This window comes from Pseudomonas citronellolis (genome assembly GCF_001586155.1).
Taxonomy (GTDB): Bacteria; Pseudomonadota; Gammaproteobacteria; order Pseudomonadales; family Pseudomonadaceae; genus Pseudomonas; species Pseudomonas citronellolis.
In genome coordinates, this window is the sequence record NZ_CP014158.1 from 3689799 (window position 1) to 3710546 (window position 20748).

Sequence of the window (20748 nt, forward strand, 5' to 3'; positions counted from 1 at the left end):
GCGGTTTCCCGAGGCGCAGTTGTGCAGTGGAAGAAGCGATCCAGAGCGCTTGGCGAATCATGACCATCAGGTCATGAAATACTTACCTGCGGCTTCATTCATCAAGTGCATATACCTCAGAAACTTCCTTAAGAAATTGATGTAACAAAACTGAGCAAATCCACGATTCCTGACTAGGCTAATGGCCAGGGAAAAGCTCGCGTTAGAAGTCCGGGCGTTGTTTTTCGATCGCTGATTTCTGATGTGGGAATTCGTATGGACATGTCGAAACCAAGCCGTCCGATCGCTGCGTTCCGGCCCCGTAGCCAGGCCCTGGCCCTGGAACCCAGGATTCTCTTCGACGGCGCCGCCGCTTCCGCGGCCGACCAGCAGCACCACGCCAGCGACCACGCCGACCAGACCGACGCCAGCCACACCCCCAGCACCCCGGACGCCGCCGCGGCCAAGGCCCCGGGCCAGCCGCGCACCCTGGTGGTGCTGGACAGCCGCGTGGAGAACCGCGAGCAACTGACCGCCAACCTCGCGGCCAACGTCACCACCCTGGTGGTGGATGCCGGCCAGGACGCCCTGGCGGCGATCAGCGCGGCGCTGGCGCAGCTGGGCAAGGTCGACTCGATCCAGATCTTCTCCCACGGCGCCTCCGGCCAGTTCACCCTGGGCAACCAGACCTTCACCGCGGCCAACCTCGACCAGTTCGGCAGCACCCTGAACAGCTGGCGCGGCGAACTCGATGCCGGCGCCGACATCCAGCTCTACGGTTGCGCCGTGGGCGCCGGCAGCGCCGGCCAGGCCCTGGTCGACCGCCTGGCGCAATGGACCGGCGCCGACGTCGGCGCCTCCAGCAACGCCACGGGCGCCAGCGCCGCCGGCGGCGACTGGAACCTGGAGGTGCGCCACGGCGACCTGGACAAGAGCATCGCCCTGTCCGCCAGCACCCTCGACCATTTCCAGAGCCTGCTGGCCGACGCCGACCCCACCACCAGCATCGGCAGCGGGGCCGCGGTGCGCCTGGGCGACGACGTCACCTTCACCGTCAGCTTCAGCAACCCCTCGGCCCAGGTCGGCTTCGCCCCCTACATCGACCTGTTCCTGCCGGCCACCGGGCGCGACGGCGACGACGGCCTGAGCTTCGTCAGCGCCACCTACCTGGGCCAGACGGTGAAGTCCTTCGTCGTCACCTTCGACGCCAACGGCAATGCCACCCACCCGCTGGCCAAGGACGCCAACGGCAACGCCCTGGTGATCAACGCCGCCAGCGTCGGCATGAAGCCGGGCGATCAGATGGTGGTACTGCAGCTGCCCTACGCCAGCGTCACCAACGGCCAGCCGAGCATCGACGTGCAGGTCACCGCGCACCTGAGCGACCTGGCCGACACCAGCCTCTCCGACGGCGCCCCCAACCTGACCATCAACGCCCGCGGCGGCTTCGAGTACGGCAACGATTCGCTGAACAACCCCACCCTCGACCCCAGCCGGGTGGAAGGCTCGCTGCATGCCTTCGTGGTCACCCCGACTCTGCTCAGCGTGACGCAGACGCTGGACATGCCCGAGGGCGAGACCGTCACCGGCCCGAACTACACCCGTACCGAGAGCGTCACCGTGACCCCGGCCGACGGCCAGACGCTGACCGACGTCACCATCACCCAGACGGTGCCCGCCCAGGTCCACGTCAGCGCCATCACCCCCGGCGCCGGCGGTACCCTGACCTCGGTGACACTGCACGACGGCACCGTGCTGACCAACCCGGCGCTGATCGCCGTGGCCCTGGCCAACCCGAGCGTCTTCATCAGCAGCTACAGCATCCACTACGACACCCTGAGCGGCCCCAGCACCACCCAGGTCAGCTTCTACGTACCGGAAATCGACGCCAACGGCAGCCCGGTGATCGACCCGAGCACCGGCAACCCGGTGACCATCACCTTCGGCACCGCCACCGCGAGCGGCAACTGGAACCCGCTCGACCCGCGCGACCGGCCCACCGACCCGGATGGCTACCCCTTCACCATCACCGGCGATGGCCAGGGCATCACCTTCGTCGCCAAGTCCATCACCCTGCTCAAGCAGGTGAACCTGCAGAGCGACGTCGGCACCCCCGGACTGACCCCCGGCGACACCCTGCGCTACACCATGGACATCGCCATCTCCGACTTCTTCGGCTTCGGCGAGAACATCCTCCAGCAGGGCCGCTTCACCATCACCGACCAGCTCGGTGACGGCCAGACCTTCGATACGGCCAACCCACCGACCCTGGTCATCCGCCAGGGCGCCAACAGCCAGACCATCGCCCTGGTCTACACCGCCACGCAGAACGCCGACGGCAGCACCACCCTGGTCTTCGACATCGCCCAGTCGATTCTCAACGCGGTGGGCGGTGCCGGCCTGGGCGCCCTGTTCGGCGACCTGGCCCGGGACGACGTGCAGGACGGCGCCGTTCACGCCTTCATCACCTACGACGCCACGGTGGACACCACCTACACCACCGACCACCCGCCCCACGACCAGCTCAACGAGGGCGACAGCATCGGCAACAGCGCCACGGTCAACGCCACCGTGATACGCGACGCCGTCAACCTCGGCAGCGAACAGACCGATGGTTCCAGCACCACCAGCACCATCCAGAGTTCCAGCGTCGACATCGAACTGACCACGGTGAATGGCGGCACGCCGCCGGCCGACGGCGAGCTGCGCCCCGGCGACGTGGTCACCTTCACCATCAGCTACGACCTGCTGGTGGCCGACTACGAGAACTTCAAGCTCGTCGCCTACCTGCCGCTGCCGCTGCTGGACGCCACCGGCATCGCCTGGAGCGTCGGCAGCGGCGTGGGCCAGTGGTCCTTCGGGCCGGACAACACCATTCTCGACGTGCCGGACAGCGTCACCACCGGCCCGGGCAACTCGATCGTCTTCGATTTCGGCGACTTCATCTCCGGCGGCCTCGACGGCGGCACGGTGCAGGTGCACTTCACCATGGTCGTCGGCGACCAGCCCTTCGCCGACCAGCGCTCGCTGGACGTGCTGGCGCAATCCAGCCAGACCACCACCATCGACAAGGACGTGCTGGTCTCCTCCGATGTCGCGGTGATCGCCTCGATCGCCGAGCCGGTGCTGGACATCAAGCACGGCGTGGTTTCCAGCAGCAACGGCAGTGTCACCGGCACCAGCGGCAACTGGACGGCGCCGGGTACCGGCGGCAAGCCCTTCAGCGGCAACGTCACCGACCTTGCGGCGATCAACGGCGACGTCAGCGGCATCGACGGCGGCGACACCCTGCGCCTGGCCACCGCCATCGAGAACAGCGGTGGCGGCGCCGCCTACGACGTCAGCACCAGCATCACCCTGCCGCCGGGGCTGGCCTTCGTCGGCGGCAGCCTGGGCGCGGCCAACCTGCAGGTCTACCGTGGCGACGGCACCCTGCTGGCGCTCGGCACCGACTACAGCATCAGCGGCAACACCATCACCTTCCTCGACGCCAACGGCCAGGCGACCCTGCTGGCCGGGCGCAGCGGCACGACCAACGACCTCTCCGGCGCCAACCTGGTGGTGATCACCTACGACGTCACCGTCGACAACGCCATCCTCGCCTCGCGCACCCTGCAGAGCAGCGCCGCGCTGACCAACTACGCCAGCGTCGAGGGCGGCCAGGACTTCACCCCCACCGACCTGACGGAAATCGCCAACCAGCAGGTGGCCGCGCCGACCCTCGTCAAGAACTACAAGGACGGCAGCCTCAGCGACGACGACTCCAGCGCCGGCCACACCAGCGGCAGCAACCTGGTGATCGGCGAGGGCATGACCTACGACATCGTCGTCACCCTGCCAGAAGGCGGCACCGCCAACCTGCGCATCGACGACCTGATCCCCCCGGGCCTGCGCCTGGACCCGCGCTTCAACGGCAACCTCGGCTACCAGATCATCACCACCGCGGCCGGCAGCGGCGCCCTGGGCCAGGACTTCAACGGCACGCTGAGCGTCTCCAGCTTCAGCGCCGACGGCAGCGACGGCGGCGACATGCGCCTGGTGTTCAGCACTGCCGGCGCCACGGCCGACAACAACACCGGCAACAATGCCTTCGTCATCCGCCTGGTGCTGGTGGCCAGCAACGTGCCGGGCAACCAGGCCGGGGTCAGCCTGAACAACGGCGCGCAACTGGTCTACAGCGACCCGGACGGCGACGCCCCCAACGGCGCCACCGCCCTCGACCGCACCGTGGCCAGCGCCCAGCAGCCCGGCGTGGCCATCGTCGAGCCGACGCTCACGATGACCCAGCAGATCACCTCCAGCGGCGGCCTTGGCGGCTACGATCAGGGCGACACCATCAGCTTCGACATCACCATCGCCAACAACTCCGGCACCGATGCCTTCGACCTCAGCCTGCTCGACCTGTTGCCAACGGAAATCGACGGCCTGACCATCACCAACGTGACCTACAACGGTGGCGCGACCAACAATGGCGGGCCCGGCTTCGTCATCCTCAACGGCCAGTTGGTCAGCGCCGGCGGCGCCAACATCGACATCGCCAACGGCGGCAGCATCGTCATCAGCCTGAGCGGCGTGGTCAACGCCAGCGCCGCCGGCGAGGCGGCCATTCCGAACAACGCCGAAGTGCGCTGGACCAGCCTCGACGGCAGCAGTAGCGCCACCGACACCGCCAACGGCGAGCGCAGCGGCGACGACGGCCTGCTCGAGGGCGGCACCCTGAACGACTACCGGGTCATCTCGCCGCTGCTGATCCCGGTGGCCAACGGCATCCAGATTTCCCGCGTCGGCGGCATGCAGGACACCCCGCCGCCCAGCGATGCCGGCGGCACCAACACCGCGGCCCTCGACGAACAGGTGGCGGTGGGCGAAGTGATCCGCTACCGCGTGGCGGTGCTGGTGCCCACCGGCGACAACCCCAACTACCAGGTCCGCATCGAACTGGCCGCCGGCCTGGAATTCATCCCCGCCGACCTCAACAACATCCTCATCGCCCTGGTCTCGAGCAACCTCAACGGTCTGTCCAGCGACATCACCCTGACCAGCAACGGCCAGCTATGGATGAACGGCAACGAGGCCAGCGACGTGGCCCAGCCGATCAGCGCCAGCCTCGGCGGCACCGTGCCCGTCGGCCGGTTCGACGCCAGCGGCGGCCGCCTGGACATCGTCACCAACGCCGACGGCAGCCAGACGGTGACCTTCAACCTGGGCAACCTGACCAACACCGAGGCCAACGACAGCGACCTCGAAGGGGTGGTCCTCGAGTTCAACGTGCGCGTCACCAATGTCAGCGGCAACCAGGCCGGCAAGCAGCTCGGCGTGAGCGCCCACGAACACGTCGGCCTGGACGGCGGGGTCGACCGCGGCAAGAGCGACACCCTCTTCGAAACCGTGGTGGAGCCCAGCCTGGCCGGGCTGGACAAGCACGTCATCGACATCCAGCCCGGCGCCGGAAACACCACAGATACCACCGTCTCGGTCAGCTTCACCCAGAACGGCAGCGTGCCGGCCTACAACATCCACCTGCAGGACCAGTTCCCCAACGGCAGCGACTACCAGGTGCAGGGCATCCTGCTCAACGGCGTGGCGCTGGACCTGGCCAACCTGCCGGAAGGCGTCGCCTTCAGCGACGGCAGCGCCATTTCGGTGGACTTCGCCCGGCTCGCCCCCAACGACCAGGTGCAGGTGATCTACAGCGTCACCCTGCCCAACGGCGTGATCGCCGACGACGCCAGCAGCGCCGCGGTGCTCACTTGGACCAGCCTGCCGACGGACTTCGAAAACACCGGCTGGGGCGGCTCCCTGCCCGGCAGCGGCGGCAGCACCGATGGCGAACGCAACGGCCAGGATGGCGCCAGCGGGCTGAACAACTACGTCCTCAGCGAGGGCGCGGGCATGGGCGTGGTCCAGGGCACCCTATGGAACGACAGCCGGTCCGCCACCAGTATCGCTACCCCGGACGGCCCGGGCCTGGACGGCGTGGCCGTACAGCTGACCTGGGCCGGCGCCGACGGCCAGTTCGGCACCGCCGACGACCGCGTGTTCAATACCGTCACCGCCAACGGCGGCATCTACCAGTTCGCCATCCTGCCCGCCGGCAACTACCTGATCGCCGTGCCGCAGGACTATCAATTGGCGGCCAACAACCGCTTCCACATCCGCATCGACACCGACACCGGCACCAGCGCCGCCGGGCTGGGCACGGTGAGCCTCGCCCTGGGCGAAGGCGCCACCGGCACCGCCGATTCGGGCTACGTGCACCTCAACGAGGCGCCGATCAACACCGTCGCCGACCAGCACGGCACGGAAGACACGGTGCTGCACATCGTCGGCCTGGTCACCAGCGACGTGGACGTCAACGCCGGCAACGCCGACGGCATCATGACCATCACCCTGAGCGTGCAGCACGGCGTGCTCTGGCAGTCGGCCACGCCGCCCGCCGCCGATGCCACGCCGCCCACCGGCGCCGGGCGCACCCTGGTGCTGAGCGGCACCCTGCAACAGCTCAACATCCTGCTCGGCCAGCTCTATTACAAGGGCGACCAGGACTTCAACACCTTCCGCGACAGCGAAACCCTGACCATGGTCACCAACGACCAGGGCAACTTCGGCGACAAGGACGGCGACGGCATCCCCGGCGAGAACCTGGACGATGCCCTGAGCGACACCGACACGGTGAACATCGTCATCGACCCGGTGAACGACGCGCCTCAAGCCAACAACGACATCGCCATCGCCGTGGAGGCCGGCGGCTCCAACAACGCCAGCCCCGGCACCAACCCCACCGGCAACGTGCTGGCCAACGACACCGACGTCGACATCCAGACCAACAACGACTTCCTCAGCGTCACCCACATCGCCAGCAACGCCAACCCCGCCGGGCTGGAGCTGCCGTCCAGCGGCGTCATCAGCATCCAGGGGCGCTACGGCACCCTGCTGATCAACGCCAACGGCGGCTACCAGTACATCGTCGACAACAGCAACCCGACGGTGCAGGCGCTACGCACCGCCAACGACCGCCTCAGCGACTTCTTCGACTACGACCTGGTCGACAGCGGCGGCCTGACCAGCAGCGCCGTGCTGCAGATCAACATCCACGGCGCCAACGACACGCCGGTGGCCGAGCCCAACACCGGTATCGCCATCGAGGCCGGCGGCACCCTGAACGGTACCGCCGGCCAGGACGCCACCGGCAACGTGCTGAGCAACGACACCGACGTCGACTCGGTGGCCCTGGGCGAGACCAAGACGGTCAGCCTGGCCCGCTACGACGGCCCGGGTGGCGGGCGCGTGATTCCGGTCGCCAGCGGCCAGCCGGCGGTGATACAGACCGCTTTCGGCAGCCTGACGCTCAACGCCGACGGCAGCTACCGCTATGTGATCGACAACGACAGCCCGGCAGTGCAGGCGCTGTCCCCCGGCCAGACACTCACCGAAGTCTTCACCTACCAGGTCACCGACGCCGGCGGCCTGAGCGCCATCACCACCCTGACCATCACCATCCAGGGCGCCAACGACGCCCCGCTGGCGGTCGACGACCAGGGCAGCGCCAGCGCCGGCGCCAGCGACGGCAGCCCGGCGCCGGTGAACGCCAGCGGCAACGTGATCACCGGCGCTGCCGGCGTCGGCACCGATACCGACGTCGACAACCTCGACCAGCCCAACGCCGACGTGCTCAAGGTCGACGGCGTGCGCAGCGGCCTGGAAAGCGCCGGCGGCAGCTTCACCGCGGTGCCGGCCAGCGGCTCGGTGAGCCTGACCACCGAAGTGGCACGCCTGGCCAACGGCAGCCTGATCAACGGCAACTTCGGCCAGCTCAGCCTGAGCGCCGACGGCAGCTACAGCTTCTTCGTCAACAGCGCCAACCCGGACATCCGCGCCCTGGGTGCCGGCGAAAGCCTGGAGGTGATCGTCACCTACCAGATCCATGACAGCGGCGGGCTGACCGACCAGGCGCAACTGGTGATCACCGTCACCGGGGTCAACGACCCGCCACAGATCAACCCGGTGACTGTCGATGCCATCGAGGCCGGCGGCCTGAACAACGCCACCGCGGGCCTGGACCCCAGCGGCAACATCGCCGCGTCCTACAGCGACCCGGACGGCGATACCCTGAGCATCACCGCCATCGTCAGCCCCACCGGCGCCAACGGCACCGTCGGCCAGAGCCTGGCGGGCAACTACGGCAGCCTGGTGCTCGACGCCCAGGGCAACTACAGCTACGTGATCGACAACAACAATGCCGCCGTTCAGGCCCTGCGCACCGACGCCGAGCGCCTGACCGAGGTATTCCAGTACAGCGTCAGCGACGGTAACGGCAAGACCGTCACCGCCACCTTCAGCGTGGTGATCCACGGCCGCAACGACACCCCCATCGCCAGCGAAGACGCCCCCATCGCCGTCGAGGCCGGCGGCACCGACAACGGCACCCCGGGCACCGACCCCAGCGGCAACGCCCTGCTCAACGACACCGACGTCGATGGCGGCGACGGCAAGACCGTCGATGGCCTGCGGACCGGCGCCCTGGCCGCCGGCGGGAGCTTCGTCCAGGTCGGCGCCGGCAACACCTCGGTGGCCGGCAGCTACGGCAGCCTGAGCATCGACGCCAACGGCAACTACGTCTACACGGTCAACAACGGCCTGGCCGCGGTGCAGGCACTGAAGGCCGGCGAGAGCCTCAGCGAAGTCTTCACCTACCAGATGCACGACACCGCCGGGGCCACCTCCCAGGCGCAGATCCGCATCACCATCCAGGGCGCCTGGGACGCGCCGGTGGCCCACGACGACCTGGACTTCGCCGTGGCCACCGACGACGACGGCAATGGCGGCAGCAATCCGATCGGCAACGTGCTGCCCAACGACACCGACGTCGACGCCGGCGACCACAAGACGCTGACGGGCATCGGCCTGGGCGCCGAAGGCGACAACCCGGCGCTGACCGGCGTGCCCGGCGGCACCACCCAGGCCAACGGCCAGGTGCTGGTCGGCCAGTACGGCACCCTGACCATCGGCGCCGACGGCAGCTACCAGTACGTGGTCGACTCCAGCAACGACGTCATCATCGCCCTCGGCCCGCTGGGCTTCGTCATCGAGCAGTTCACCTACCAGGTGACCGACGACGGCGGGCTGAGCGACACCGCCACCCTGAACATCGTCATCCGCGGCCAGGACCAGCCGCCGATCACCGCGCCCGACCAGGGCACCGCGGTGGAGGCCGGCGGCCTGAACAACGCCACGCCGGGCAGCGACCCCGGCGGCAACGTGCTGGACAACGACCACGACCCGGACACCATCGACCTGTTCCCGGAACAGATGACCATCCTCGCGTTCTGGAGCGGCGACCGCCCCCTGCCCGGCGACGCCGCCGCGGCCGGGCAGACCCTGCGCGGCCAGTACGGCGACCTGCGGATCAACGCCGACGGCAGCTGGAGCTACATCCTGGACAACAGCCTGGCAGCGGTGCAGGCCCTGCGCGTCAGCGGCCAGACCCTGATGGAACGCTTCACCTACCAGGTCACCGACATCTGGGACGCCACCAGCAACGGCGTGCTGACCATCACCATCGACGGCCGCAACGACACCCCCATCGCCCAGGACGACGCCGCCATCGCCGTGGAGGCCGGCGGGGTGAACAACGGCACCCCGGGGGTGGACCCCACCGGCAACGTGCTGGACAACGACAGCGACGTCGACGGCGTGCAATACGGCGAGACCAGGCAAGTGATCTTCTTCAGCGGCGAGAACGGCCAGCAGGCCCAGGCCGGGCAACGTCTTGCCGGGCGCTACGGTGTGCTGCTGCTCAACGCCGACGGCAGCTACCGCTACGAGGTGAACAACGCGGACCCGGTGGTGCAGGCCCTGCGCACCGCCGGCGAGACCCTGCGCGAAGTCTTCACCTACCGCATGCGCGACACCGCCGGCGCCACCTCCGATGCGCGCCTGACCGTGACCATCCAGGGCGCCGACGACAACCCGGTGGCGCGCAACGACAGCAACACCGCCAGCGACCAGGTGGTCGCGCCCCAGGCCAGCGGCAACGTGCTGCCCAACGACAGCGACGTCGACGGCGGCGACCGCCTGAGCGTGGTCGGCGTGCGCGTCGGCGCGGAAAGCGCCAGCGGCGCGGCCGGCAGCGTCGGCCAGGTGCTGGCCGGGCGCTACGGCTTCCTCACCCTCAATGCCGACGGCAGCTACACCTACAGCATCGACCAGACCAACCCCGAGGTGCTCGCCGCCGCCGGCCTGGGCCGGGTGCTGCAGGACGTCTTCACCTACACCGTCGCCGACCTCGCCGGCGCCACCGACCAGGCCGAGCTGACCATCACCCTGGAGATCGCCTCGCCCTACATCCAGCCGCCGGCCGGCCCCTACTTCGGCCAGCGCCCCGGCGACGGCCAGCGCAATGCCCCCGGTCTGGGCCTGGAGCCGGCGATCTTCGTGCTGCCGGAAGTCGAGAGCATCGAGCAGCGCCTCATGCAATCCATGTGGCACGTCGACGGCAACCGCGCCGACCTGTTCCTCACCCCCGAGGTCGAGGCGGACTCGATCGGCGCGGGCCTGGGCCTGGTGCCCGGCCAGTACGTGGCCCAGGCGGTGGCCGAGAGCCGCGAAGCCAGCGAACGGGAAAGGGCCTGGATCGACGGCCGCCACGGCCGCGCCAACCTCAGCGCCGACGGCCTGCTCAGCGAGCCCTCGCTCTGGGCGCCGCGCGCCAGCGACCTGGTGCCGGCCGCCGAGAAGCCCGCGCAGACCGCCCGCGGCTTCCGCCAACAGCTGCGCGAAGCCGCGCAACGCAGGGGGAGCGCGAATTGAATCGGGATCGACAGAAAAAAACACGCATTGAACAAGGAATGCTTATGCCGGGACAACGCCTCAAGGCCTTGAGTGCCATCATCGCCGTCAGCACCGTGCTTGGCGCCTGCTCCTCGCTGATGGAGTCCAAACCCTACGACGAACAGCAGATGCGCCAGCGCGTCATCGACGACCAGGCGCGCATGTACCGCGAGCAGGAGCCGGTGAACGCGCCCATCACCTTCTACGAGGCCGCGGCGCGAGCCCTGAAATACAACCTCGACTACCGCCTGAAGCTGCTGGAAAGCGCCCTGGCCGCCGACCTGCGCGACGTCACCGCCCACGAGATGCTGCCGCGCCTGGTGGCCTCGGCCGGCTACGCCGGGCGCAACAACGACTCCGGCGGCACCTCCATCGGCATCCAGGACCGCCAGGTGTCCCTGCGCCCGTCCACCTCCGAGGAGCGCTACCGCGACATCGACAGCCTGGGCCTGTCCTGGAGCCTGCTGGACTTCGGCGTGGCCTACTACCGCACCCAGCAGAAGGCCGACCAGATCCACATGGCCGAGGAACGCCGCGAGCGCGTGGCGCAGAACGTCATGCAGGACGTGCGCAACGCCTACTGGCGGGCCCTGGGCGCCCAGCGCCTGCTGCCGGAGGTGGACAACCTGCTGATGCGCACCCACCGCGCCCTCACCGCCGCCCGCGAGGCCGAGAACCAGGGCCTGCTGCCGCGCCAGGACATCCTCGCCTACCAGCGCGCCCTGCTCGACTCGGTGTACATGCTCACCGTGCGCCGCCAGGACCTGGAGTTCGCCCGCGCCGAACTGGCCGCGCTGATGTCGCTGCCGCCGAACTCGAAGATGCTCCTGGCCGACACCAGCGAGCCGCCGCTGCCGCTGGTCACCAGCAACGTCGAGAGACTGGAGCAGCTGTCGCTGCAGCACCGCCCGGAAATCATGGAGGAGTGGTACCGCAAGCGCGTCGACGAGAACGACCTGAAGATCGCCAAGGCCCAGCTGTGGCCCAACGTCAGCGTCAACTACGGCTACCAGTACGACTCCAACAAGTACCTGTACAACAACCACTGGAACGAGACCGGCGTGCAGGTCTCCATCAACCTGCTGCGCCTGCTGCAGTACCCGGCGCTGAACACCGCCCAGCAGACCCAGGCCAAGACCGACGACATGCGCCGCACCGCGCTGTCCATGGCCATCCTTACCCAGGTCCGCGTCGGCCTGCTGCGCTACCAGCTGGCGCGCCAGGAAGTGGAATTCGCCGACGACAGCCTGCGCGTCGACAAGAGCCTGCTGGACTACGCGCAGAAGGCCCGCAGCGCCGCCCTGGGCACCGAGCTGGAACTGATCCGCGCCGAGGGCCGCTACCTGCTCTCGCGCTACCAGCGCGAGGCCGCCTACTCCGACGCCCAGGCCGCCTGGGGCCGGCTGTACAACTCGGTGGGCTTCGCCGTGCTGCCGGACAAGGTGGAGAACCACGACGTGAAGACCCTGGCCCGGGAAATCCAGCGCACCCTGGAACAGGAGAGCGGCAGCAACCTGCTCACCGCCAGCAGCGCGGGCGCCCCCAGCAGCAATCTTTCCGGCAACAACCTCTCCAGCAGCAACGAAGGAAGCGCCAATGCCGCACAGCCGTAAGTCCTGCCTGTCGTGCCTGCCGTTCCTGTTCATCGCCCTGCTGCCGTCGGCCTTCGCCGCCGACGGCGACCCCACCCTCCCGCCGCCAGCCGCCGGCGACGAACCCAACGCCATCCGCGTGCTGCTGGTATCGGACCTGGAGACAACCCTGTCCAGCCAGATGAACGGCACCCTCGGCGAGCTCAAGGCCAGCCTCGGCCAGAAGGTCGCCAAGGACGCCCCGCTGGCGCAGTTGCAATGCGTCGAGGTGCAGGCCCGCGCCAAGGTCGCCGCCGCCGAGCTGGGCATGGCCCGGCAGAACCTGGCGGCCAAGCGCAACCTGCAGAAGCTCGACGCCGCCGGCGAGCTGGAAGTGGCCATGGCCACCACCGAGGTGAGCAAGGCCGAGGGCGCCCTCACCCTGGCCCGCGCCCAGGCCGGCTACTGCCAGGTGCAGGCGCCCTTCGCCGGGCGCGTGGCCAAGGTCTACGTCAAGCCGTACCAGACCGTGCAGGCCGGCGCGCCGCTGTTCGACCTGGTCAGCGACGGCGCCCTCAAGGTGCGCCTGAACGTGCCCTCCACCCTGCTGCCGCAGCTCAAGCCCGGCATGCCGGTGGAAGTGGAGATCCACGAGACCGGCAAGCGCTACCCGGCCAAGGTCAGCGCCATCAACGCGCGGGTCGACGCCGTAGCCCAGACCGTCGAGCTGGAGGCCCGCCTGGATGCGGCCTATCCTGAACTGATCGCGGGCATGAGCGGTACCGCGCGCTTCCCCGACGCGCAAGAGTAGGCAGCCATGAGCGAGATGTTTCCGCCACCCCAGCTGCTGCTGAGCCTGGCCAACCTGCGCGACCGCGCCCTGGCCGCGGAGTCGCTGAACGCCCTGGCCTTCTCCATGGCCAACGACCTCTACGCGCTGCTGCGCTTCCACCAAGCGCTGGTGCTGGCCCAGCACGGCCAGCAGCTGGAGCTGCTGTGCATCTCCGGCCTTGCGCGCCCCACCGAGGACTCGCCCTATCTGGTCTGGCTGCGCCGCGCCGGGCGCTGGCTGAGCGGCCAGGTAACGGACGCAGCGCCGCGCTGGCTGCCCCGCGAATCCCTGGAGGTGCCCGAGGACATCGCCGAAGGCTGGGCCGAGTGGTGGCCCAGCGGGCTCTGGGTCATCCCCCTGCATGACCGCCACGGCCAGCGCCTGGGGCTGCTGGTGTTCCTCCTCGACGAAGCCCCGGCGCCCTCGGTGGAGAACCTGCTGCAGGGCGTGTTCCAGACCTGGGCGCACTGCTGGGCGGCCTTCGGCAAGCCGCGCTCGCTGCGCTTCTGGCGCCCCAGCCGGCGCCAGCTGCTGCTCGGCGTTGCGGTGCTGGCGGTGATGCTGCTGGTGCCGGTGCGGCAGACCGCGCTGGCCCCGGCCGAAGTGGTGTCGCGCAATGCCCAGGTGATCAGCTCGCCGATCGACGGGGTGATCGCCCGCATGCTGGTGCGGCCGAACCAGAGCGTCGAGGTCGGCACCCCGCTGTTCGCCCTCGACGAAACCACCCTGCGCAGCCGCGCCGAAGTGCTGGCCAAGGAAGTCGCGGTGGCCGACGCCGAGCTGCTGGCCGCCAGCCAGCGCGCCTTCGACAACCCGCAGAGCAAGGGCGAGCTGGCGGTGCTCAACGGCACCGCGCGGCAACGCCGCGCCGAACTGGCCGCGGTGCAGGCGCAACTGGCGCGCACCACGGTGCTCTCGCCGCGCGCCGGGGTGGCGGTGTACAGCGACCCCAACGACTGGCTGGGCAAGCCGGTGGTCACCGGCGAGCGCATCCTCCAGGTCGCCGACCCCAGCCAGCCGGGCATGCGCATCCAGCTGCCGGTGGCCGACGCCATCGCCCTGGACAGCGGCGCGCCGGTCACCCTGTTCCTCACCGCCTACCCGCTCTCGCCGCTGCACGGGGAAATCCTCGAAACCAGCTACGAAGCGCGCCCGGGCGACGACGGCGTGGCCTCCTACCGCCTGCTGGCCAGCGTCGAGGGCGCCCCGGCCCACGCCCGCCTGGGCCTGCACGGCACCGCCAAGCTCTACGGCGAGCGCGTGCCGCTGGGCTACTACCTGCTGCGCCGGCCCCTGGCCGCCGCCCGCGCCTGGACCGGCTGGTGATGGACGCCGCCGCCGAAGACCTGCCCACGCCGCCGCTGCGCGACGACCTCGACATCGCCGAGGCCGGCAGCAATGCCGACGGCGAGCCGGCCTGGGTGATCCACGACAACGTCACCAACCGCTTCTTCCGCATCGGCTGGCTGGAATTCGAATGCCTGCTGCGCTGGGAGCAGACGCCGCGGCGCATCGCCGAAGACATCGCCGAGCAGACCGCGCTCAAGCCCGACGTCGAGCAGGTGCTGGGCTTTCGCGCCTTCCTCGAACGCCACCAGCTGGTGCGCCCCGGCGCCCAGGCCCTGGAACGCCTGCGCGAGGCCAGCGAGGGCAACCAGTTCCTGACCTGGAAATGGTGGCTGCACCACTACCTGTTCTTCCGCATCCCGCTGCTGCACCCGCAACGCCACCTGCGGCGCCTGGCCGGCGCCCTGGGCTGGCTGTTCCACCCCTTCATGGGCGTGCTGGTGGTGGGCCTGGGGCTGCTCGGCATCGTCCTGGTGGCGCACCAGTGGGACACCTTCCGCCACGACGTGGTGGAATCCTTCTCCACCGAGGGCCTGCTCAGCTTCGCCCTGGCCCTGGTGGTGGCCAAGACCCTCCACGAAATGGGCCACGCCCTGGTGGCCACGCGCCTGGGGCTGAAGGTGGCGCACATGGGCATCGCCTTCGTGGTGATGTGGCCGATGCTCTACACCGACACCGGCGAGAGCTGGAAGCTGCGCTGCTCGAAACAACGCCTGGCCATCGCCAGCGCCGGCATCCTCACCGAGCTGGGCCTGGCCGGGCTGGCCACCCTGGGCTGGGCGCTGAGCGACCCGGGCCCGCTGCGCAACGCCCTGCTGTACCTGGCCACCACCAGTTGGGCGCTGTCCCTGGCGCTGAACGCCAGCCCCTTCATGCGCTTCGACGGCTACTTCATCCTCTCCGACCTGCTCGACTTCCCCAACCTGCACGAGCGCGCCACGGCCCTGGCCAAGGTCACCCTGCGGCGCAACCTGCTGGGGCTCGACGAAGCCTGGCCGGAAGCCTTCCCGGCGCGCCAGCGGCGCCTGCTGGTGGCCTTCGCCATGATCACCTGGGTGTACCGCCTGGTGCTGTTCCTGGGCATCGCGGTGACCGTCTACCTGTTCTTCTTCAAACTGCTCGGGATCTTTCTCTTCGCCGTGGAAATCTCCTGGTTCATCGTGCAGCCGATCTGGCGCGAACTGAAACACTGGTGGCAGCACCGCGGCGAAGTGCGCCGCGGCCGCCGCCATCTCTTCCTCCTCCTGCTGGCGGCCGCCCTGCTGCTGGTCGCGGTGCCCTGGCGCAGCCAGATCCACGCCGTGGGCCTGGCCCGCGCCGAGCGCCAAGTGCGCCTCTACGCGCCCTTCCCGGCGCTGCTGCAGCAAGTGCGCAAGGCCGGCCCGGTGCGAGCCGGGCAAACCCTGGTGGTGCTCGACCAGCCGGACATCACCATCCGCCTGGCCGGCAACGAAGCCAGCATGCAAGGCTACCGCGCCCGCCTGGCCGGCCTGCTGGCCGACCCCGGCGGCCTGGCCGAGGAAGCCGCCACCCGCCAACGCTACGGCGTGCAATTCCAGGAAGCCCGCGCCGCCCGCTCGGAAATCGCCCGGCTGAACCTGCAGGCGCCCTTCGCCGGCCAGTGGCTGGACCTGAACCCGGACTGGCGCGGCGGCCAATGGATAGGCACCCGCGAGCCCCTGGGCGTACTGATCGACCCACGCAGCTGGCAGGTGGACGCCTACGTCGGCCCCGACGAAATCCAGCGCCTGGGCGAAGGCAGCGCGGTGCGCTTCTACCCCGAGGGCGTGCCCCGGGCGATCACCGGCAAGGTCCTGCAGATAGGCACCACGCGCATCGGCCAACTGGGCCAACCGGCCCTCGCCTCCCGCCACGGCGGCCCCCTGGCGGTGCAACCCCACGGCGACCAACTGGTGCCCAGCAGCCCGCTGTTCCACGTGCTGGTGCAACTGGACGAAGCCCCACCGAACCTCCACGAAACCCGCGGCCACCTGCAGATCGAAGGCCAGCGCCGCAGCCTGCTGGCCGATGGGTTGATGCACCTGGCGGCGGTGTTCATGCGCGAGAGTGGGTTCTAGCGCTCCCGCGATTTCGCGCGCAGGGCGCACTTCTGCATGGGAGCTGCGCCGAGGCGCTCTTCGTAGGATGGGTTGAGCCTTGGCGAAACCCATGCGGTCGTGATGATGGGTATCGCTTCGCTCAACACCATCCTACGAAAAGCCGTGCTTCCTGGAAGGTAAGCGGGCCCTGCCCACGATTTCGCGCGCAGGGCGCGCTCCTGCATTGGAATGGCGTGGGTTGGGCGGCGTAGGCGCAACTGTCCTGCCCCGCGCCGAGATGCGGCGGATAACCGCGAACGGCTATGCGCCCTACGAACTTGCCGGTTGACGCTGAACTATCCGACCGCTCCGAACGGCTCCCTCTCCCGCTTGCGGGAGAGGGCTGGGGAGAGGGCGCTCTCACCCCCCCACAACAAATTGCAACGCCTTCCTCCCCATAACAGCCACCCCCTTCGGTTACCCTCCCCGGCTCCCACGAAAAAACGACCCGCCCCAAGCCCCCTCGGCAAGGCCGGCGTCCGCCAAAGAGGAACCCCCGTGACCCAAGCCCGCTACACCCCCGCCCAGATCACCCTGCACTGGCTCAGCGCCCTCCTGGTGCTGGCCATCATCGCCCTGCCCTACGGCAAGGACCTGTTCGCCGGCCTGCTCGGCGGCGTCGGCGGGGTGTTTACCCTGCACAAGTCCCTGGGCCTGACCGTCCTGGCCCTGACCGTCACCCGCCTGCTGGTCCGCGCCCGCCATGGCGCGCCGCAGCTGCTGCCGGCCGACGAGCGCCTCAAGCTGCTGGCCGCCAAGGCCGGCCATGCCCTGCTCTATGCGCTGCTGATCCTCATGCCGCTCACCGGCCTGCTGTTCGGCAAGCGCCCGGTGAACCTGTTCTGGCTCGTGGAAATCCCGCCGCTGCCGCTGTCCGATGCCGCGCGCGAGGCGGCCAAGGCCTTCCACGTCACCGCCCAGTACCTGCTCTTCGCCCTCATCCTCGGCCACGCCGCCGCGGCCATCTGGCACCACCACGTGCGCCGCGACGGCGTGCTGCGCGCCATGCTGCCGGCCCGCGAACAGGCCTGAGGCGCCACCCTGGGCCGGCTCGCCACGCGCCGGCCCATCATCCCCATTCATCATCCTGATCGCACTTCCGGGCGATACCGCCGTTCCGCCCCGCTGCCTATCCTCGCCTGGCCGGCCCCGCCCCTAGACGCGCCTCCTGATCCGACCGGGGGCGGTGGCCGGCCCCTTTCGCAACCGTTCCCGGAGCAGCCCATGTCCACACCCGCCCCCTTCGACCTCAGCGGCAAGGTCGCCTTCGTTTCCGGCGCCAGCCGCGGCATCGGCGAAGCCATCGCCCACCTGCTGGCCCGCCAGGGCGCCCAGGTCATCGTATCCAGCCGCCGGCTGGAGGGCTGCCAGGCGGTGGCCGAGGCCATCCAGGCCGCCGGCGGCAAGGCCAGCGCCGTGGCCTGCCACATCGGCGAGCCGGAGCAGATCCAGGCCACCTTCGCCTGGATCCGCGAACGCTTCGGGCGCCTCGACATCCTGGTCAACAACGCCGCCACCAACCCGCAGTACGGCAACGTGCTGGACACCGACGTCGCCGCCTTCCAGAAGACCGTGGACGTCAACATCCGCGGCTACTTCTACATGTCGGTGGAAGCCGGCAAGCTGATGCAGGCGCAAGGCGGCGGCAGCATCGTCAACGTCGCCTCGGTGAACGGCATCACCCCCGGCGAGCTGCAGGGCATCTACTCGGTGACCAAGGCCGCGGTGATCAGCATGACCAAGGTCTTCGCCAAGGAATGCGCGCCCTTCGGCATCCGCTGCAACGCGCTGCTGCCGGGGCCCACCGACACCAAGTTCGCCGCCGCCCTGGTGCAGAACCAGGCGGTGCTCGACGGCATCCTGCAGCGGGTGCCGCTCAAGCGCGTGGCCAACCCCGAGGAAATGGCCGGCGCCGTGCTCTACCTGGCCAGCGACGCCTCCAGCTACACCACCGGCATCAGCCTGGTGGTGGACGGCGGCTACCTCATCTGATCCGCGCGCCCGCGGGCGCCCTTCCGACCTCCTGACGCACCGGGCCCTGGCCCGGTGCGCGCGTTGCCCCGCGGAATTCCTTCAGACAAACCCCACATCTCACCGAGCCAGTGAATGAAGGACCATTCAGCGTATTGCTGGACCCCGCTGGAACCCGCGCCACAGCGCGACTCATACCTTCTTCCGATGCGCCACTCGTACTTTCGCGCGCTTATCCGCCCCCGGCGCTCCACATAGCTTGTGCCTGCAGTCTTCCACCCCCTGCACTGGAGCGTTTCATGAGAACAATAACAAGACCTGGATTCTTCCAACCGCAGCTGCTCGCGCTGGCCGTCGCCCTGGGCGTGGCCGCCCCTGCCAAGGCGGTCAACTTCAACATCGGCGAGATCGAGGGGCAGTTCGATTCCTCCCTGTCCCTGGGCGCCAGCTGGAGCACCCAGAGCCCCCACCAGGACTTCATCGGCTACAACAACGGCGGCAACATCGCCACCCACACCACCGACGACGGCCGCGTGAACTTCGAGAAGGGCGAGACCTTCTCCAAGCTGTTCAAGGGCATCCACGACCTGGAGCTAAAATACGGCGACACCGGCCTGTTCGTGCGCGGCAAGTACTGGTACGACTTCGAGCTCAAGGACGAGAGCCGGCCGTTCAAGGACATCAGCGACGACGGCCGCGACAAGGGCGCCCGCTCCTCCGGCGCGCAGCTGCTCGATGCCTTCGTCTACCACAACTACGACATCAAGAACCTGCCGGGCAGCGTGCGCCTGGGCAAGCAGGTGGTGAGCTGGGGCGAGAGCACCTTCATCCCCAACAGCATCAACAGCATCAACCCCATCGACGTTTCCGCCATCCGCCGCCCCGGCGCCGAGATCAAGGAAGCGCTGCTGCCGGTGAACATGTTCTACCTGTCGCAGAGCGTGACCGACAGCCTGTCCGTCGAGGGCTTCTACCAGCTCAAGTGGGAGAAGACGGTACTGGACAACTGCGGCACCTTCTTCGGCACCGACGTGGTTCCCCACGGCTGCAACCTGAACAACGCCAACAACGCCGCGCCCGGCTTCGGCTCGCTGATGGCGCAGTTCGAGCCCATCGCCGCGGCCGCAGGCCAGGGCTTCATCGCCAACGACGAAGGGGTGATCCTGCCGCGCAGCGGCGACCGCGAGCCGGGCGACAGCGGCCAGTGGGGCCTGGCCCTGCGCTGGATGACCGACGACGTCGAGTACGGCGCCTACGCCATGAACTACCACAGCCGCAACCCCTACTACAGCAGCCAGACCGCCAACGGCGCCACCCTGGCCTCGCTGGGGCGCATCCTGGCCGCCACCGGCGCCGCCTGCGGTGGCCGCCCGGGTTGCTCCTCGGTGGTCCAGGGCATGGCCCTGAGCACCGTGCTGGGCAACAGCAACTACTTCATCGAGTACCCCGAGGACATCCGCCTCTACGGCCTGAGCTTCGCCACCAGCCTGCCCACCGGCACCGCCTGGAACGGCGAGATCAGCTACCGGCCGAACATGCCGCTGCAGATCAACACCCCGGACGTCTCCCTGGCGGTGCTCAACCCGATCGCGGCGACCAGCTCGCCGACCATGCCCAACGTGCCCGGCGGCATCAACCGCGGCTACGAACGCAAGCCGATGACCCAGGTGCAGACCACCTTCACCCACTTCTTCGAACAGGTGATGGGCGCCGACCGCCTGACCCTGGTGGGCGAACTGGGCCTGACCCAGCTGAGCGACCTGGAACCCACCAGTTCCATGCGCTACGGCCGCTCCCCCGAGTACGGCCAGTGGGCGCCGGGCAACACCCACGGCTTCTACACCAACACCTCCTGGGGCTACCGCGCCCGCGGCATCCTCGACTACGGCAACGCCATCGCCGGCATCAACCTGAAGCCGAACATCGCCTGGTCCCACGACGTGGAAGGCTACGGCCCGACCTTCAACGAAGGCGCCAAGGCCATCAGCCTCGGCCTGGATGCCGACTACCGCAACACCTACACCGCCAGCCTGTCGTACACCAACTTCTTCGGCGGCGACTACAACACCCTGATCGACCGCGATTTCCTCGCGTTCAGTGTCGGCGTGAACTTCTGATC

8 protein-coding genes are annotated in these 20748 nt (G+C 69.0%); all 8 read left to right on the top strand.

Going from position 1 to position 20748, the window contains the following annotated elements:
• Positions 1 to 255 precede the first annotated feature (255 nt).
• Positions 256 to 10788, top strand: a complete 10533-nt coding sequence (locus PcP3B5_RS16015; protein ID WP_061561838.1) for a VCBS domain-containing protein — start codon at positions 256 to 258, stop codon at positions 10786 to 10788.
• Positions 10789 to 10832: 44 nt separating this feature from the next.
• A complete protein-coding gene (locus PcP3B5_RS16020; protein ID WP_043271616.1) occupies positions 10833 to 12422 on the top strand; it encodes a TolC family protein in 1590 nt (529 codons plus the stop codon).
• Positions 12406 to 13191 (top strand): efflux RND transporter periplasmic adaptor subunit, encoded by a 786-nt coding sequence (locus PcP3B5_RS16025; RefSeq protein WP_061561839.1) that lies wholly within the window; start codon positions 12406 to 12408, stop codon positions 13189 to 13191. The genes PcP3B5_RS16020 and PcP3B5_RS16025 overlap by 17 nt, the downstream gene beginning before the upstream one ends.
• A gap of 6 nt (positions 13192 to 13197) precedes the next feature.
• On the top strand, positions 13198 to 14538 hold the full coding sequence (locus PcP3B5_RS16030) for an efflux RND transporter periplasmic adaptor subunit (RefSeq protein ID WP_061561840.1): 1341 nt from the start codon (positions 13198 to 13200) through the stop codon (positions 14536 to 14538).
• Positions 14538 to 16637, top strand: a complete 2100-nt coding sequence (locus tag PcP3B5_RS16035; RefSeq protein WP_237143041.1) for a site-2 protease family protein — start codon at positions 14538 to 14540, stop codon at positions 16635 to 16637. Before PcP3B5_RS16030 ends, PcP3B5_RS16035 begins: the two co-directional genes overlap by 1 nt.
• Positions 16638 to 17156: 519 nt before the next feature.
• Positions 17157 to 17690, top strand: coding sequence for a cytochrome b (locus PcP3B5_RS16040; RefSeq protein ID WP_043317159.1), 534 nt, complete (start codon positions 17157 to 17159; stop codon positions 17688 to 17690).
• A gap of 192 nt (positions 17691 to 17882) precedes the next feature.
• Entirely contained in the window at positions 17883 to 18650 is a 768-nt protein-coding gene (locus PcP3B5_RS16045) for an SDR family oxidoreductase (protein WP_061561842.1), read from the top strand.
• A gap of 278 nt (positions 18651 to 18928) precedes the next feature.
• Positions 18929 to 20746, top strand: coding sequence for a DUF1302 domain-containing protein (locus PcP3B5_RS16050; protein WP_009622292.1), 1818 nt, complete (start codon positions 18929 to 18931; stop codon positions 20744 to 20746).
• Positions 20747 to 20748 lie beyond the last annotated feature (2 nt).

What these genes read in the sequence shown, in the direction of transcription:
- PcP3B5_RS16035 (WP_237143041.1), top strand. Translation starts at nt 14,538, where the DNA reads ATGGACGCCGCCGCCGAAGACCTGCCCACGCCGCCGCTGCGCGACGAC.
- PcP3B5_RS16015 (WP_061561838.1), top strand. Translation starts at nt 256, where the DNA reads ATGGACATGTCGAAACCAAGCCGTCCGATCGCTGCGTTCCGGCCCCGT.
- PcP3B5_RS16020 (WP_043271616.1), top strand. Translation starts at nt 10,833, where the DNA reads ATGCCGGGACAACGCCTCAAGGCCTTGAGTGCCATCATCGCCGTCAGC.
- PcP3B5_RS16045 (WP_061561842.1), top strand. Translation starts at nt 17,883, where the DNA reads ATGTCCACACCCGCCCCCTTCGACCTCAGCGGCAAGGTCGCCTTCGTT.
- PcP3B5_RS16025 (WP_061561839.1), top strand. Translation starts at nt 12,406, where the DNA reads ATGCCGCACAGCCGTAAGTCCTGCCTGTCGTGCCTGCCGTTCCTGTTC.
- PcP3B5_RS16030 (WP_061561840.1), top strand. Translation starts at nt 13,198, where the DNA reads ATGAGCGAGATGTTTCCGCCACCCCAGCTGCTGCTGAGCCTGGCCAAC.
- PcP3B5_RS16050 (WP_009622292.1), top strand. Translation starts at nt 18,929, where the DNA reads ATGAGAACAATAACAAGACCTGGATTCTTCCAACCGCAGCTGCTCGCG.